The sequence below is a fragment of the Streptomyces sp. NPDC104307 genome (assembly GCF_055584045.1).
Window position 1 is genome coordinate 1 of sequence record NZ_JBVJMU010000024.1, and the last position, 14,659, is coordinate 14,659.

Sequence of the window (14,659 nt, forward strand, 5' to 3'; positions counted from 1 at the left end):
GGGAGGGCCAGGACGCCGAGGTCTGGTTGCCGGCGTCGTCGTAGGCGTAGCGCTCGGTCCAGTTCTTGGCGTGGACGGCGGTGACGCGGCCCGCCGGGTCGAGGTCGAAGGTGCGGGTGCCCGACTTCCGGTCGGTGATGGAGGTCAGGTGGCCGTCCGCGCGGTAGGAGTAGGTACGGCTGTTGACGGGGCGGGCTCCGGCGGTGATGTGCTGCGCGGAGAGCCGTCCGGCCTCGTCCCAGGCCGACGTCATGGTGACCGTGTCGCCGAAGACGCGGGCGAGTTCTCGGCCTGCGGCGTCGTGGGTGAAATCGATCCGGTGCTCGCCGCTGCTCAGCTGCTGGGGGCGGCCGTCGGTTCCGTAGGTGTAGGTGGTGATGTGGCCGGTGGGGGTGGTGCGGCGGGTGCGGCGGCCCAGGGCGTCGTAGGAGTAGTTCATGGCGCGGCCGTCGACCAGTTCGGTCCTGGTGAGTCCGCGCCGGTCGTACTGGTAGCGGAGTTTGCTGTCCGGGCCGGTCGCTCCCAGGAGGCGCCCGGCCTGGTCGTAGGTGTAGGTCGTCAGCTGGCCGTCGACGTCCTTGCTGACCACCTGGCCGAGCTGGTCGCGGGTGAAGGAGATGGTCCCGCCGAGCGCGTCGGTGCGGGTGGTGACCTGGCCTGCGGCGTCCAGCTCGTAGGTGAGGGTGCGGCCGTCGAAGTCGGTCTCGGAGACGATGTCGCCGGCCGGGTCGTACGCGTAGGCCCAGGAATGGCCTTGGGGGTTGGTGACGCGGTTGAGGCGCAGTTCGTTGTCGTGGGTGAACTCGTAGCGGGCGCCGTCGGGTCCGGTGCGGGCGACCAGGAGATCGAAGTGGGTGTATTCGGAGCGGGATACGCCGCCGGTCGCGTCCGTGTGGGTCAGCGAGTTGCCCTCGCCGTCGTATGTCCATGACTCGGTGGCGCCGTCGGGGCCGGTGCGCCGGGCGAGTTGTCCGTCTGCGTGCCATTCCAGGAGGGTGGCGCCGCCCGACGGGTCGGTGACGCGGACCGGTCTGCCGAGGGCGTCCCGTTCCGTGCCGGTGACGGCGCCGGCCCGGTCGGTCACCTTCACCGGCAGGCCTGCCGCGTCGCACACCACGTGGGTGGTGGCGCCGAGTGCGTCGGTGACCGAGGTGAGCCGGCCGTCCCGGTCGTAGGTGTAGCGGGTGGTGGCGCCGGCCGGGTCGGTGGCCGATATCCGGTTGCCGCGTTCGTCGAACTCGTTGACCGTGCGTGTGCCGTCCGCCCCGACGGTCTCCACCGGCAGACCGAACGGGCCGCGCACGGTGCTCAGTTCGCTCCCGTCGGGGCGGGTTACGGAGATGAGCTGGTCGTCCTCGTCGTAGGCGAAGGCGGTGGTGCGGCCCAGGGGGTCGGTGCGGGTGGTGAGGTTGCCGCTCGGGTCGTAGGTGAACCGGGTGGTGCGGCCGAGTGGGTCGGTGACGGCCAGTGGGCGGCAGCCGGAGCCGAAGACGTGGCGGGTGGTGTGGCCGTCGGCGGTGGTGAGGGTGGTGGTGCGGTGGCCCGTCGTGGGGTCGGGGTCGGTGTAGGCCAGGGTGATGTGGACGTGGCCGGCCTCGCCGCCTTCGGCTATGACGCGGTCCTGGTCGTCGTAGACGTAGTCGTAGCGGCTGTTGTTGGAGTCGATCCAGGCGGTGACGCGGTGGCGGTCGTCGTGGACGAAGGTGGTGGTGGCGCCCGACGGCTTGGTGACGGTGGTCAGGACGCCGTCCTGGTAGCCGTAGCTCATCAGCGGCAGGTCCGCGCCGTCCTCGCTCGCCCCGGCCAGGGTCAGGGCGGTGACCAGGCCGTTGGTGGTGGACAGGTTCAGCTGGTGGCCCGCCGAGTGGGCCAGGGCCAGCGGCAGGCCGTCCTCGTCGCGGTCGATGGTGACCCTGTGGCCGTTGCGTTCGGTGGTCTCCGATAGCCAGGCCACTCCGTCGCCGCCGGGTTCGCTGCCCCGGGGGGCGTCGAAGTCGAGGACCAGGCCGCTGTCGGGGTCGGTGAGCGTGTAGTCGCCGCCCGCGTCGCGGGCCAGCAGGGTGCGGGACGCGCCCGACTCCGACTCGGTGGGCGCGCCGGGCACCGGGTGCGGGTAGCGGATCAGGAGGCCGGCGGCGGTGACGTGGACGACGCCGATGGCATCGATCTGGAGGCGCTCATCCACGGTGGACGTCCAGGACGGGCCCAGGAAGCGGCCGGCCGTCAGACCGGACTCGGTGCGGCGGGTGAACACCAAGGGCAGGATGCCGGGGATCGTGACGTCGGTCTGCGGGAGATACATCCGGCCCGTCGCGAGGTCGACCGGGTCGGTGCCCTCGCTGACGCGTTCCCCGTCCGGGCGGCGGTGGGTGCCCTCGGGGACGTCGTCGACGAGCCGGCGCAGCCGGGCGGCCTCGGCGGCCTCCTCCGCGACACGGGCGCCCTTGACCGCGGCGCCGCCGCCTCCGGTGGCCACGGTCAGCGCGATGTCGGGGATCAGCCGGCCCAGGCCCTCGGCCGGGTCCTTCATGAAGTCCTTGGCCATCTGGATGCCGGTGCCGGTCGGGTCGTTCGCGGCGACCACCAGACCCGCGGCCAGGCTGTTCAGGGACGTGACGTACTCGGCCGGATGCGTCAGGTTGTACGGGTCCATCGGGTTGAGGCCGCGCGCGAAGTTCACGATCCCCGCCGACGCCTTGATGATGCCGCCGTCCAAGTGCATTCCCATGACCTGGAGTTCCTCGAACCCGTCACCGAGCTGCTCCGTGTACGAGGGCTTCTTCGGCGCCATGTCACGGGCGGCACTGATCGCCGTGCGGGCGGTCTGCGCGGCCGAGTTCCGCTGCTCACGCGCCTCGGCCAGGATGTCCTGCGCATCCTTCATCAGCTTCTTGCCCGGGTCCTCGAACGTGGAGGCGGGCCGGGGCGGCAGCTCGGAGGGGTCACGCTTGTCGGACGGTTTGGCGTTGTAGCGGTCGACCGCCTTGTTGAAGTCGTCGACCTTCTTGCGGTGCGCGTCAGCGGCGGTCTCGGAGGCTTTGACGCCCTCCTTCCACTTGTCGATCGCGGTCTGCGCCTGGCCCTGCGCCCAGGTCACCGTCGAGGCGAACGAGTCGAGGGCGCCGAGCGCCTTGCTGGTGGCGTCGGCCGCGGCGTACCACTTGGCCGGCTGGGTGCCCACCGCCGTGCGCAGCGCGTCGGCCGTCTCGCCCTTGAGCTGACCGGAATCGAGCCCCTTCAGTCCGTCGCCGGTGCTGTCGAAGGCGGCCTGGAAGGCGCGGAGTTTGGTGACGGTGGAGTTGAGTTTGCCCGTGCTGCCGTAGATCAGCTTGGTCTTGTCCTCGGTCTGCCCGAGGTCCATCTCGTCGACCTCGGCGCCCATCCGGTTGGCGACCGAACGCGACTGCTCGCGCACCCAGTCCGCCCCGGAGTCCCAGCCGACGTCGTCCAGCCGGTCGGCCGTCCAGTTCCCGACGTCCTCGACCCGGTCACCGGCCCACTCGACACCGTCCTCCACCACGTCCTCGACCGAATCGGGCGTGATGTCCTTGATGAAGTCGCCTATACCCACAGTCAGTTGCCCCCCGGCTCCGACTCACCCTGCTGCTGCCCCTGCTGGGCGCGTTCCTCCGGTGACGGGCCGAGCGTGTCGTCCAGCGACTGGTCGAACTGCTCGTCGGATATGCCCAGCGCGTTGTTGAACATGTCGGACTGCCGCCCGCCATAGCCCTCGGTCAGGACGGTGCGGCCGGTGTCCTTCCAGGTCTGGCCCATGTCCTGGCCGGCCTTCTCGAACGACTCCGGGCTGTAGTCCGGGGTCAGATAGTCCGGCGTGAAGATATCGCCCCAGTCCTGCTGGGCGATCTCCTCCTCACTCGCGTGCGGATTCCCGCCGAACACGGCGTTGGCGCCGACCTTGAGGGTGCCCGCCAGGTACTGGTCGTTCTCCCACTGCGTACCCGCCGCCAGCCCGAGCCGGTCCGCGAGCCCACTCGCGTCCCGTACCAGGGCACGCACCCCCCACTCCCAGCGCTCGCAGAAGTCCTCGAAGTCCACCGACACCCCGTGATGACCGGCTTCCATCCCCGTGATCGCCAACGACGAGAAACCCTTGCCCATCACCGAACCCGTGGCGCCGCCGAGATCACCGAGCTCGTCGATCGTCGTGTTCAGGCCCTTGGTGAACTTGGTGACCGACTCCTTGTCCAGATGCAGATCCGCCCCGTCACCACTCACCGCTCAGCCCCCTCTTCACCCTCACCCGTATCGACGGCGACCGCCTCCGGAACGATCCCGGTGACCGGCGGGAAGAACATCGACCCGTCCTCGGTCGCGATATCCACGGCCAGGCCCGCGGGCTCACCCAGCGCGGGCACGATCTCATCGACGATGCGGGCACCCAACAACGCCGCGTAATCCACGGGCTGGTCCCCCGGACCGTGGTGCACGGCGAACCGGGCCAGCGCCGTCTCGTCGGTGAACCCGCAGATCCACCGCACCCCGCCCATCCGCACCGACCACAGCCGCTCATCGGCCACCGGCACCAGAAGGAGCGAACGCCGCATCTCACCCACCAACGCCCGCGGGTCACCAACACCGCTCCTGCGCTCGGCGATCTGCTCGGCCAGCGCTTCCCTTGTGTGCTCCACGGGCCCTCCCCCTCGTAGGCGACTCGATGGCGCCGTAGCTCACGACGCACGGGATGGCAGCGCCGGTTCTCACGACGCACGGCATGGCAGCGCCGGTTCTCACGACGTGCCGCTCGATGCCGATCCGCCTCAGAAATATATCGGGGGAGAAACGCGCTGGCGGGACGGCTCGTTGAGGCCCTGCGGTAGCGACTTCCCGCTCCGCGCGTCAGCCGACCGGGCCCGCCGGGTCCGGGGCGACGCCCTGGAGGAGGTTGGCGATCAGCCGCTCCGCGAACTCTCTGCTCAGCGGTTGCGCGGGCATCAGCAGCCGGTGGTAGACGGCGCCCCACAGCTGGTCGACGATCGTCTCGGGGTCGGCCTCCGCGCGGATCTGGCCCACCTGCTGTGCGCGGGTGAGCCGTTCGACGGCGAGGGCGCGGCGCTGAACGACGTAGTGGGTGGAGAGCGCCTCCGCCAGGCCGGGGTCGCCCTGGGCGGCTCCGATGATCCCGGCGATGACGGGGCCGTTGCGGGTCAGTAGATCGACGAAGCTGTGCAGCTGCGTGGTCAGGTCACGCCCGATGTCGCCGGTGTCGGGGAAGGCGAGGGTCTCCTTGAAGGTGTCGAAGTAGGCGTCGAAGGCCAGGGCGCCGGGGGAGGGCCACCACTTGTAGAGGGTCATCTTGCTGACGCCCGCGCGTGCGGCGACCTTCGAGAAGGTCAGGGCGTGGACCCCCTCGGCGAGCAGTAGCTCGGCCGCCGCGGTCAGCGTCGCGCGGCGGACGTCCTCAGCCCGGCGGCGTCCGCGCCCCGGCTTGAGCGGCTCTGTCCTGTCGGCCTCTGGTCGCTCCATGTGGCTGCTCCTGGTCCGGCGTGGCCGAGCCGGTGGGCGCGACCCTGGGAGGGATTATATGGACTCACCGAACATATCTATATGGACGACGAGTCCATATGGCAGTAGTGTACTTACTGTCCACAAAGATGAGAGGGAGGTCGCTATGGCCACCGTTGAGGAATCCGCCACCCGGGTGGCGATCGTGACCGGGGGCTCCGGCGGAATCGGCGGCGCCGTCGCGGCTGCGCTGGCCGCGCGGGGCATGGCGGTCGTCGTGCACTACTCCGGCGGTCCGGAGCGCGCCGGAAAGGTGGTGGCCTCGATCCAGGAGGCCGGTGGCCAGGCCGTTGCCGCCCCCGGCGACATTGCGGACGAGGTGGAGATGGCGGCCCTGTTCGACACCGCGGAGGAGCGCTTCGGCGGGGTGGACGTGGTGGTCAACACCGCTGGGATCATGCTGCTCGCGCCGGTGGCCGAGATGGACCTCGACGCGTTCGACCGGATGCACCGGGTCAACGTGCGCGGCACGTTCGTCGTCTCGCAGCTCGCCGCCCGGCGGCTGCGCCCCGGCGGAGCGCTGATCAACTTCTCGACCTCGGTCACCAGGCTCCAGCAGCCCACGTACGCCGCCTATGCGGCGAGCAAGGGGGCGATCGAGGCGATGACCCTGATCCTCGCCCGCGAACTGCGCGGCCGGGACGTCACCGTCAACGCCGTGGCTCCCGGGCCGACCGCCACCCCGCTCTTCCTGGAGGGCAAGAGCCCCGAGCTGGTCGAGCGGATCGCCGCCGCCTCCCCGCTGGACCGGCTCGGCACGAGCGAGGACATCGCGAGCGCCGTCGCCTTCCTGGCCGGCCCCGACGGGCGGTGGGTCAACGGCCAGGTCCTGTTCGCCAACGGTGGTATCGCCTGACTGCCTGACTGCCTGACTGCCTGACTGCCTGACTGCCTGACTGCCTGACCGCCCGACCGCCTGACCGCCGGGCTCTCGTGTGTGCGCGGGCGGGGCGTCAAATGCTTCGCCTGGTACATTGCTATGCATGGAACCAGGTGAGGCAAGGCGCCAGGCCTCGGGCAAGGCCGAGAGCCAGCTGCTCAAGGGAGTGCTGGAGTACTGCGTTCTCGCGCTGATGCGGGACGAGCCGAAGTACGGCGTCGAGCTGCTCCGCGAGCTTCAGGCGACCGGTGCCCTGGCGACCGGCCAGGGCACCGTGTATCCGCTGCTGTCGCGGTTGCGGCGGGACGAGCTGGTCGTCACCACCTGGCGAGAGTCGACGTCCGGTCCGCCGCGACGGTATTACGAACTGTCCAGGTCCGGCCGGGCCGCGCTCGCGGAGTTCACCGCGATCTGGCCCGGCTTCCGTGGCGCCGTCGACCGACTCCTCACGCCGGGCAAGGAGCTCGGCGCGCACCTGGAAGGGCACACTCTTGAAGACCGATGAAACGCTCGTGCGGGACTACCTCGCGGCGGTCGAGCGTGAGACGTCGACGCTGCCGCCGGCGGCCCGCCAGGAACTCATCGCCGATCTCGGCGAACACATCGAGGTCGCGCTCGCCGAACGGCCCGGCAGCACCCGCGAGATCCTGGACGAGGTGGGTGACCCCCGCGCGATCGCCGCGACGGCGTTCCAGGAGCTCGGCGGCGACGCGGGGGTGAAGCCGCGGAAGCCGGGCCGCCGTCGTTCTCCGGTCTGGCTGCCCCTGGTACTCCTGCTGGTCAGCACCGTCCTGCCCTACCTGGCGCGGAGCGCGGTCCTGAACTGGATAGCCGTCGCGGGCCTGGTCAGCGGCGTCGTGATCATCTTCCGTGCCCGCTACTGGACCGTGACCGAGAAGTGGACCGGGGTGGCCCTGGCCTTCATCGTCCCCCTCGTCATCAAGGTCGGCTGGTACATCTTCGTCCTCTCCGACGACGGAAGCAGTGCGGACTCGGCGCTGCGCTGGTCGGTCGTCGCCCTGACGTTCATCGTGACGCTGGCCGGAGCCGGGTACCTGTGGCGGAACAGGCGCCCCTGAACCACCAGCACCCCGCCTCCTCACCCGTCCGGGTGGTCCCGCAGGGCCTTCGCGATCAGGTCGTGGATGAGGTATTCGCCGGGGGCGCGGTTCTCCGTCAGACGGGGGAGGTCGCCGGGGCCGAACCAGTCGTAGGCGGTGTGCTTGGCCCACTCCAGGGCGGGGCGGCGCAGATCGCCGTCGACCTCGACGAGATAGTCGGCCTCGTGCCGCGTACCGGCCCCGTCGTCGCCGGTCCAGGTGGTGATCCCGAAGAGGCGGCGGACGCGGCGCAGGCGCCAGCCGGTCTCCTCCTCGATCTCGCGCGCGAGGGCGTCCAGTAGTGATTCGCCGGGCTCGACGTGGCCGCCGATGATGTCCCAGCAGTCGGGGAAAAGCCGCCGGTGGGGGCCGCGCCGCTGGGCGAAGGCCCTGCCGTCCGCCCCGAGGACGACCGCGCCGACCGCCCAGACCTCGCCGTCGGCCGGGACCGGGAACTCGACGCCCTCGTCCACGGCTACGGCCACGTCCGCACCGGCACGCGCACCGGCACCCGCACCCGCGCCGGCTCCGGAGCCGTCACCGCCGTCGTGACCGGGCGCGCTCATGACGTTCCGGACAGGCCCTGGCGGGCGGCCAGCCGTTCCATCAGGGCCGCGCTGCGCGCGAGCAACCTGCGTTCCTCCTCCGAGAGTTCGGCCTCGATGGCCAGGGCCAGCCAGCCGGCCCTGCGGCCGCGCTCCGCCTCCAGCGCGGACCGGCCGGCATCCGACAGCTCGACCAGGGACTTGCGTCCGTCCGTCGGGTGGGACCTGCGGGTGACCAGGCCCTGATCGAGGAGGAGGCCGACCGCGCGGGCCATCGACTGCGGGCGTACGCGCTGGTCGGCCGCGAGATCGCTGGTGGTCATGGCGCCGTCGCGGTCCAGGGCGCCGAGCACGGCGATCTGCCCGACCGGGATCAGGTCCTCGCGCTTCACGCGCCGGCTGAGCTTGCCCATCGCGGTACGCAGTTCGGTGGCGACGGTGGCGGCTTCCGGGGTCGGCATAGGGCACTTTAACCCGGAAACGCCGTCGCGCAGCATAACTGAACAGCGGTGCTGCGCAGCTGTGCTGTACAGCATGACTGAACAGCCATGCTGTACAGTTTCCAGATGTCGGGCCGAGCGCCAGCGTCGTCGCAGCCAGGGTCCGGCAGGTGACAAGGGAAGGAACTCCCATGCTCGTAAGCGCAGTTGAGCCGACCGCCGTCCGTAGCGTCACCGCTCGCGCCGTTCTGGACAGCCGAGGCAACCCCACCGTCGAGGTCGATGTCGTCCTCGCCGACGGATCCCTGGGCCGCGCCGCCGTCCCTTCCGGAGCCTCCACCGGAGCCCGCGAGGCGGTGGAGCTGCGGGACGGTGACCCCGGGCGCTGGCACGGCAAGGGCGTCGACCGGGCCGTGGCTCATGTGAAGGGTGAGATCGCGGACGCGGTCACCGGGCGCGACGCCGATGACCAGACCGGCCTCGACGCCGCGCTCGTCGCGCTCGACGGCACGCCCACCAAGGCGCGGCTCGGCGCCAATGCCCTGCTCGGGGTCTCCCTCGCCGCCGCGAAGGCCGCCGCCGTCTCGCACCGGCAGCCGCTGTACCGCTACCTCGGCGGGGCCGGTGCCGGTGTGCTGCCGGTGCCGATGATGAACATCGTGAACGGCGGCGCCCACGCCGACAACCCGCTGGACTTCCAGGAGTTCATGATCGCGCCGGTGGGTGCGGGCTCGTTCGCGGAGGCCGTCCGGATGGGCTCCGAGGTCTTCCATACGCTCCGCCGCGACCTGCTGGCGGCAGGTCACTCCACGGGCGTCGGCGACGAGGGCGGCTTCGCGCCCGCGCTGCGTACGGCCGAGGAGGCGCTCGACTTCGTCATGGCGGCGATCGAGCGGGCCGGATACCGGCCCGGCGCGGACATCGGCCTCGTCATGGACCCGGCCTCGTCGGAGTTCTACCGGGACGGTGCGTACGTGTACACGGGTGAGGGCGTCCGGCGTACGTCCGCCGAACAGGTGGACTACTTCGCCCAGTTGATCGACGCGTACCCGATCGTCTCGGTGGAGGACCCGATGGCGGAGGACGACCTCGACGGGTGGCGCGAGCTGACGGCCCGGGTCGGGGCCAGGTGCCAGCTGACCGGGGACGACGTGTTCTGCACCAACGAGGCGCTGGTGCGGGAGGGGATCCGTACCGGAGTGGGGAACGCGGTCCTGGTCAAGGTCAACCAGATCGGGACGCTGAGCGAGGCGCTCGGGACGGTGGAGGCCGCGCGGCGGGCCGGGTGGGCGGCGGTCATCTCCCACCGCTCCGGCGAGACGGAGGACACGACCATCGCGGATCTGGCCGTCGCCACGGGGTGCGGGCAGATCAAGACCGGGTCCCTGTCCCGCTCCGACCGCACGGCCAAGTACAACCAGCTCATCCGGATCGAGGAGGAGCTGGGGGATTCGGCGGTGTACGGATACGCCGCCCCGTCCGCCGGCTGAGGCGCGACGGCGGATCGGCGCCGGGCCCCGCCCTCAGCGAAACCGGCGCAGCGCCGCGGTGCGGGCCTTCAGGAGGTTCGGCACCAGGGCGTAGACCACGGCCGGGACGACGATGCCGGTGATCACCAGCGTGCGCAGGAGCATCGGGAAGCCCGAGACGTAGGGGCCGATCGCCAGCTGGACGACGGTGAGGGCGGTGAAGACGGCCAGCCAGGTGAGCAGGACCCGCATGTGTAGGGAGGGCAGCGGGACGGGCTGCGCCGAGGCGCTGGGAGTGGTGGGAGCGGTGGAAGCGGCGTAGGTGGTGGAGGTAGCGGTGGGCATCGGGTGGTCCTTCCGTGGTCGGGGGATCGTGCGGTGCTGCCGCCGGGGCTGTGCCGCTGCCCCCGGTGACGGGTTCCACTGAACCAACCAACTGGTTGGATGTCAACCATCCAGTTGGTTGGCCATCCGGTGGACTCGTTCTACGCTGGTGCCATGACCTCGGACACGCCCCCCACCAAGGAACGGCTCCTCGCTGCGGCGAAGGAGGAATTCGCGGCACACGGCATCGCCGGAGCCCGGGTCGACCGGATCGCGGAGCTGGCCGGTGTGAACAAGGAACGGATCTACGGCTACTTCGGCAACAAGCAGAAGCTGTTCGACGCCGTCGTGGGCCGTGCGCTCGACGAGTTGGCCGAGGCCGTCCCGCTCAGGAGCGGCGACGACCCCGCGGAGTACGTGGGGCGGGTGTACGACTTCCACCGGGACAACCCGGTCCTGGTCAGGCTGTTCTTCTGGGAGGGGCTGCACTACCGCGACGGGGTGCTGCCCAACGAGGAGCGTCGCCGCAGCCGCTACGAGGAGAAGATCGCCGTCCTGGCCGAGAGCTTCGGCACCGAGGCGTCGCCGAAGGTCGCGGCCTGTCTGCTGACCCTGATCGGGCTCGCCGCCTGGCCGAACGCGGTGCCGCAGCTCACCCGGCTGATCCTCGGTACGAGTGCGAGTGCGAGTGCGAGTGCGAGTGCGAGTGCGAGTGCGAGTGCGAGTGCGAGTGCGAGTACGGGCGCGGGCGCGGGCGCGGGCGCGGCGGAGCTGGATCTGCGCAGCCATGTGGTGGCGTTCGCTCGGCAGGCCCTGTCTGGGGGCTGACCCCCGACCTGACCGGACCGACACGGGGATCGCGCTGGCCAACACGCAGGTGATGGCCACCTCGGGCCGGGGGCGGGGGACCGGAGCCTACGCCGACAGCGAGGTGATCAGGTCCGACGCCTTCCCGATCAGGGCCAGTTCGGCCGGGCTCATCGTCGGGTTGGCGGCTCTGCGGGCCGCCGCCGAGGCGAGGTGGCGGACCGGGATGCCCTCGTCGGCGGCCAGCAGCGGCACCAGGATGTCGACCAGCGCGCGGGCGCCCGGCGCCGCCGGGGCGTGGGGATCGACCGCGACCTGGGCCAGGATCAGCGCGGTCATGGCCCGGTCCAGGGCGGGCGGGCCCTCCTCCGTGTTGCTCCAGTCGATCACCACGGGGCCACCGGCCGTCAGCATCACGTTGCCCGGGTGCAGGTCGAGGTGGAGGATCCGGTCCTCGGGATCCGCCGAGAGCCGGGCCGGGACGGTGTGCAGGTCCGCGAGCAGGCCGACCAGCATGGCGGAGCCCTCTTCCCCGCCGAGTTCGCCGGACATCAGGGACTCCAGCATCGTCGGACCGTTCAGGCGCTGCAGCACCAGATCGCCGGGTCCGGCGGAGACGGGCAGCGGGCCGAGCCGGGGGACCGGGTAACCGGAGGCCGAGAGATAGGACATGACGGGCATCTCCCGCCTGGCGTCCAGCCCGACGCGGTAGCGCCGCAGGACCCACTGCTCGTCCAGCTCGTATACGTCGGCGGAGCGTCCGGTGCCCAGCAGTTGGCCTATTCGCATGAGGGGAACCTACTCGGGCCGGGCCTGAACGGGGAGGCCGGAGCGCGGGTTTCACCGTATCGCCGCCGGTCACGTGCGCCCCATAACGCGATGCGATGGGGCGGACGGGATCTCCTGGAGCCGGGCACGCGCGGCTACGTTGTCGGCAATTCCCCCGCAAATTCCCCGCAACGAAGGAGAGTTCCGTGGAGAGATCCATGCTCCGAAGACGCGCACTGGCCGCGTGCGCCGCTACCGTGGCCGTCGGCGCGCTCGCCCTGGCCGGACTGACCGGCACCGCGTCCGCAGACCCTTCCCCCGCCTCTCCTGCCGCCCCCGCCGCTCCCGCCGCCGGGGCGGACCGGCTCTCCCCCGGCCTGATCGAGGCGATGCGGCGCGATCTCGGGCTCACCGCCGACGGTGCGCGGGCCAGGATCGGCGCGGAGTCCCGTGCGGCAGCCTCGGCCGCCGGGCTGCGGCACTCCCTCGGCGCCGGTTTCGGCGGCGCCCGGGTGAGCGGTGACGCGGCGGAGCTGACCGTCGCCACCACCGACGCGGCGGACACCGCCAGGATCACAGAGGCCGGTGCGCGGGCCGTCGTCGTCGCCCACAGCCTGGCCGAACTCACCTCGGCCAAGGCCGCCCTCGACCGGGTGGCGCGGCAGCGGCCGCCGAAGGACGTACCCGCCTGGTACGTCGATGTGAGCACCAACCGGGTCGTCGTCGAGGCCGGCCGGAGCGCCGCCGCCGAGACCTTCCTCGCCGAGGCCGGAGTGCCGCGTGGATTAGTGACGATCAGTCAACCCAAGGGGCTACCGCGCACGTTCACCGATCTCCGGGGCGGTGACGCGTACTACATGAACGGCACGGGACGCTGTTCCATCGGCTTCCCCGTCAAGCGTGGCACTCAGGGCGGCTTCGTCAGCGCCGGGCACTGCGGCACCCCGGGTGTCACCACCAGCGGTTACAACCAGCAGGCCCAGGGCTCCTTCCAGGGCTCCACCTTCCCCGGCCGCGACTACTCCTGGGTCGCCGCGAACACCGGCTGGACCCCGCGTCCGCTGGTGAACGGCTACGGCAACGGCGATGTCACGGTCACCGGGTCCACCGAGGCGCTGGAGGGTTCGTCGGTCTGCCGCTCGGGCTCGACGACCGGCTGGCACTGCGGCACCGTCCAGCAGCGCAACAGCAGCGTCACCTACCAGGAGGGCACCGTCTCCGGGGTGACCCGTACCAACGTGTGCGCCGAACCCGGCGACTCCGGGGGCTCGTTCATCTCCGGGAGCCAGGCCCAGGGCGTCACGTCCGGCGGCACCGGCAACTGCTCCCAGGGCGGTACGACGTACTTCCAGCCGGTCAACCCGGCACTCCAGGCGTACGGGCTGACCCTGGTCACCAGCGGCACCCCGACCGATCCGCCCACGGACCCGACAGACCCGCCCACCAATCCCGGCGGCAGCTGGGCGGCCGGCACGGTGTACGCGGCGGGCGACGTGGTGACGTACGGCTCGGGCAGCTACCGGTGCCTCCAGGGGCACCAGGCCCAGCCCGGCTGGACGCCCCCGAACGTTCCCGCGCTGTGGCAGGCGCTGTAGGGCCTGTCGCCTCGGCCCCTGGATCCCGGCAGCCCCGCGACCTCGCAAACCCCACCCCGAGGAGTCCGCCATGTCCCCCGACCCCGTCGACCGCTTCTCCGAGGACCGGCCGATCAGCCGCAAGACCCTGCTCAAGGCGGCCCTGGTGGCCACCGCGGTCCCGCTGTTCGCCGGGACCGGGGTGGCGCTGGCCCGTGACACCGGTTCCAGTGGTCTGCCGCTCGCCCCCACACCGGACTGCGACGACGGCGGCGGCCCGACCCACGACCAGATCGAGGGCCCGTACTTCAAGCCCGACTCCCCGCTCCGCACCAGCCTGGTGAGCGCGGGCACGCCCGGTGTCCGGCTGACCGTCAGCGGCTATGTCTTCGGGCGGGCCTGCGAGCCCCTGCCCGGAGTGCTGCTCGACTTCTGGCAGGCCGACACCAACGGCGCGTACGACATGAGCGGATTCGCCTTCCGGGGCCACCAGTTCACCGACGCGACGGGGGCCTTCACCCTCTCCACGGTCGTGCCGGGGCTGTATCCCGGCCGCACCCGGCACATCCATGTGAAGGCCCAGGCGCCCGGCTCCGGCGTCCTCACCACCCAGCTCTACTTCCCCGACGAGCCGCGCAACAGCACCGACACCCTCTTCGATCCGGCACTCCTGATGAACGTCCGGTCCGTCGGCCCGGCCAAGGAGGGGACCTTCGACTTCGTCCTCGACGTCGCGCAGGACCCGACCGATCCCACCGATCCCACCGATCCGCCGACCGGGCCGGGCGGCAGCTGGGCGGCCGGTACGCCGTACAAGGCGGGAGACCGCGTCACGTACGGCGGGGGCGCGTACCGCTGTCTGCAGGCGCACACCGCCCTGACCGGCTGGGAGCCGCCGAACGTCCCCGCGTTGTGGGAACGCGGGTAGCCGAGCCGGCCGGCGGGCCCCACCGCCCGGCGTGTGCCCCGGGCTCCTCCCCGGGGCACACGCCGTACCCGCCCTTCCGCAGTAGCCTGGAGTGACGGCGGGGGAGGCCCGAGGAGGCCAGAACGCATGGAGACCCTGATCACCGTGTTGGTAGTCATCGGCATGATCGCCGTGGTGGCGCTCGCGATCCATCTGCTCAACGGCCGCAACCGCCACCGGCACCTGGCCGGAGCCACCGTCCCCCGGGACCACGGGCTCACCGTGTTCCGCACCCGCACCGGCACCCGCCGCCGCTGATCCG

16 protein-coding genes are annotated in these 14,659 nt (G+C 71.4%); 8 read left to right on the top strand and 8 right to left on the bottom strand.

Translation table 11 applies throughout. The features are described 5' to 3' along the window. The 4 genes from ACZ601_RS36090 to ACZ601_RS36105 form a co-directional block, all read right to left on the bottom strand. On the bottom strand, positions 1 to 3,571 hold a 3,571-nt coding region (locus ACZ601_RS36090), incomplete at its 3' end, for a putative T7SS-secreted protein (RefSeq protein ID WP_469545832.1). A 2-nt stretch (positions 3,572 to 3,573) separates the two neighbouring features. Then, positions 3,574 to 4,236, bottom strand: coding sequence for a hypothetical protein (locus ACZ601_RS36095; RefSeq protein ID WP_469545835.1), 663 nt, complete (start codon positions 4,234 to 4,236; stop codon positions 3,574 to 3,576). Next, complete coding sequence (locus tag ACZ601_RS36100; RefSeq protein WP_469546013.1) at positions 4,233 to 4,565, bottom strand: SseB family protein; 333 nt, start codon at positions 4,563 to 4,565, stop codon at positions 4,233 to 4,235. Before ACZ601_RS36100 ends, ACZ601_RS36095 begins: the two co-directional genes overlap by 4 nt. Positions 4,566 to 4,857: 292 nt before the next feature. Further along, positions 4,858 to 5,484 (bottom strand): TetR/AcrR family transcriptional regulator, encoded by a 627-nt coding sequence (locus ACZ601_RS36105; protein ID WP_469545837.1) that lies wholly within the window; start codon positions 5,482 to 5,484, stop codon positions 4,858 to 4,860. 145 nt (positions 5,485 to 5,629) lie between these two features. Here ACZ601_RS36105 and ACZ601_RS36110 point away from each other — a divergent pair, with 145 nt between their 5' ends. The 3 genes from ACZ601_RS36110 (at position 5,630) to ACZ601_RS36120 (ending at position 7,482) form a co-directional block, all read left to right on the top strand. Next, complete coding sequence (locus tag ACZ601_RS36110) at positions 5,630 to 6,379, top strand: SDR family oxidoreductase (protein WP_469545839.1); 750 nt, start codon at positions 5,630 to 5,632, stop codon at positions 6,377 to 6,379. A gap of 127 nt (positions 6,380 to 6,506) precedes the next feature. Next, positions 6,507 to 6,908 carry a PadR family transcriptional regulator gene (locus ACZ601_RS36115; protein ID WP_469545842.1) on the top strand — a complete coding sequence of 134 codons (402 nt, stop codon included), beginning with the start codon at positions 6,507 to 6,509 and terminating at the stop codon, positions 6,906 to 6,908. Next, a complete protein-coding gene (locus ACZ601_RS36120) occupies positions 6,895 to 7,482 on the top strand; it encodes an HAAS signaling domain-containing protein (protein WP_469545844.1) in 588 nt (195 codons plus the stop codon). Before ACZ601_RS36115 ends, ACZ601_RS36120 begins: the two co-directional genes overlap by 14 nt. A 20-nt stretch (positions 7,483 to 7,502) precedes the next feature. Here ACZ601_RS36120 and ACZ601_RS36125 read toward each other — a convergent pair whose 3' ends face one another. Further along, the gene (locus ACZ601_RS36125) at positions 7,503 to 8,069 is read right to left on the bottom strand and encodes an NUDIX hydrolase (protein ID WP_469545846.1); all 567 of its coding nucleotides are present in this window, start codon (positions 8,067 to 8,069) and stop codon (positions 7,503 to 7,505) included. Beyond that, the gene (locus tag ACZ601_RS36130) at positions 8,066 to 8,509 is read right to left on the bottom strand and encodes a MarR family winged helix-turn-helix transcriptional regulator (RefSeq protein WP_469545849.1); all 444 of its coding nucleotides are present in this window, start codon (positions 8,507 to 8,509) and stop codon (positions 8,066 to 8,068) included. The genes ACZ601_RS36125 and ACZ601_RS36130 overlap by 4 nt, the downstream gene beginning before the upstream one ends. Positions 8,510 to 8,679: 170 nt before the next feature. Between ACZ601_RS36130 and eno the strand changes: the two genes are divergently transcribed. Next, positions 8,680 to 9,978 (top strand): phosphopyruvate hydratase, encoded by a 1,299-nt coding sequence (gene eno, locus ACZ601_RS36135; protein ID WP_440577291.1) that lies wholly within the window; start codon positions 8,680 to 8,682, stop codon positions 9,976 to 9,978. Positions 9,979 to 10,011: 33 nt separating this feature from the next. On the opposite strand, the gene ACZ601_RS36140 is transcribed toward eno, so the two are convergent. After that, positions 10,012 to 10,302, bottom strand: coding sequence for a putative antibiotic biosynthesis monooxygenase (locus ACZ601_RS36140; RefSeq protein WP_469545851.1), 291 nt, complete (start codon positions 10,300 to 10,302; stop codon positions 10,012 to 10,014). Positions 10,303 to 10,455: 153 nt separating this feature from the next. Between ACZ601_RS36140 and ACZ601_RS36145 the strand changes: the two genes are divergently transcribed. Beyond that, a complete protein-coding gene (locus ACZ601_RS36145) occupies positions 10,456 to 11,109 on the top strand; it encodes a TetR/AcrR family transcriptional regulator (protein WP_469545853.1) in 654 nt (217 codons plus the stop codon). Positions 11,110 to 11,196: 87 nt separating this feature from the next. Here the strand turns inward: ACZ601_RS36145 and ACZ601_RS36150 are convergent, their stop codons facing one another. Then, positions 11,197 to 11,877: a phosphotransferase gene (locus ACZ601_RS36150; RefSeq protein WP_469545856.1), complete on the bottom strand. Its 681-nt coding sequence runs from the start codon at positions 11,875 to 11,877 to the stop codon at positions 11,197 to 11,199. A 197-nt stretch (positions 11,878 to 12,074) separates the two neighbouring features. Between ACZ601_RS36150 and ACZ601_RS36155 the strand changes: the two genes are divergently transcribed. The 3 genes from ACZ601_RS36155 (at position 12,075) to ACZ601_RS36165 (ending at position 14,655) form a co-directional block, all read left to right on the top strand. Next, positions 12,075 to 13,451, top strand: a complete 1,377-nt coding sequence (locus tag ACZ601_RS36155; protein WP_469545859.1) for an alpha-lytic protease prodomain-containing protein — start codon at positions 12,075 to 12,077, stop codon at positions 13,449 to 13,451. Positions 13,452 to 13,521: 70 nt separating this feature from the next. Further along, complete coding sequence (locus tag ACZ601_RS36160; protein ID WP_469545862.1) at positions 13,522 to 14,358, top strand: dioxygenase family protein; 837 nt, start codon at positions 13,522 to 13,524, stop codon at positions 14,356 to 14,358. A 126-nt stretch (positions 14,359 to 14,484) separates the two neighbouring features. Further along, complete coding sequence (locus ACZ601_RS36165; RefSeq protein ID WP_469545864.1) at positions 14,485 to 14,655, top strand: hypothetical protein; 171 nt, start codon at positions 14,485 to 14,487, stop codon at positions 14,653 to 14,655. Positions 14,656 to 14,659 lie beyond the last annotated feature (4 nt).

Coding starts and splice junctions, on each gene's coding strand:
- ACZ601_RS36110 (WP_469545839.1), top strand. CDS start 5,630: ATGGCCACCGTTGAGGAATCCGCCACCCGGGTGGCGATCGTGACCGGG.
- ACZ601_RS36100 (WP_469546013.1), bottom strand. CDS start 4,565: ATGCGGCGTTCGCTCCTTCTGGTGCCGGTGGCCGATGAGCGGCTGTGG.
- ACZ601_RS36145 (WP_469545853.1), top strand. CDS start 10,456: ATGACCTCGGACACGCCCCCCACCAAGGAACGGCTCCTCGCTGCGGCG.
- ACZ601_RS36105 (WP_469545837.1), bottom strand. CDS start 5,484: ATGGAGCGACCAGAGGCCGACAGGACAGAGCCGCTCAAGCCGGGGCGC.
- ACZ601_RS36150 (WP_469545856.1), bottom strand. CDS start 11,877: ATGCGAATAGGCCAACTGCTGGGCACCGGACGCTCCGCCGACGTATAC.
- ACZ601_RS36160 (WP_469545862.1), top strand. CDS start 13,522: ATGTCCCCCGACCCCGTCGACCGCTTCTCCGAGGACCGGCCGATCAGC.
- ACZ601_RS36140 (WP_469545851.1), bottom strand. CDS start 10,302: ATGCCCACCGCTACCTCCACCACCTACGCCGCTTCCACCGCTCCCACC.
- ACZ601_RS36130 (WP_469545849.1), bottom strand. CDS start 8,509: ATGCCGACCCCGGAAGCCGCCACCGTCGCCACCGAACTGCGTACCGCG.
- ACZ601_RS36125 (WP_469545846.1), bottom strand. CDS start 8,069: ATGAGCGCGCCCGGTCACGACGGCGGTGACGGCTCCGGAGCCGGCGCG.
- ACZ601_RS36165 (WP_469545864.1), top strand. CDS start 14,485: ATGGAGACCCTGATCACCGTGTTGGTAGTCATCGGCATGATCGCCGTG.
- ACZ601_RS36155 (WP_469545859.1), top strand. CDS start 12,075: ATGCTCCGAAGACGCGCACTGGCCGCGTGCGCCGCTACCGTGGCCGTC.
- ACZ601_RS36115 (WP_469545842.1), top strand. CDS start 6,507: ATGGAACCAGGTGAGGCAAGGCGCCAGGCCTCGGGCAAGGCCGAGAGC.
- eno (WP_440577291.1), top strand. CDS start 8,680: ATGCTCGTAAGCGCAGTTGAGCCGACCGCCGTCCGTAGCGTCACCGCT.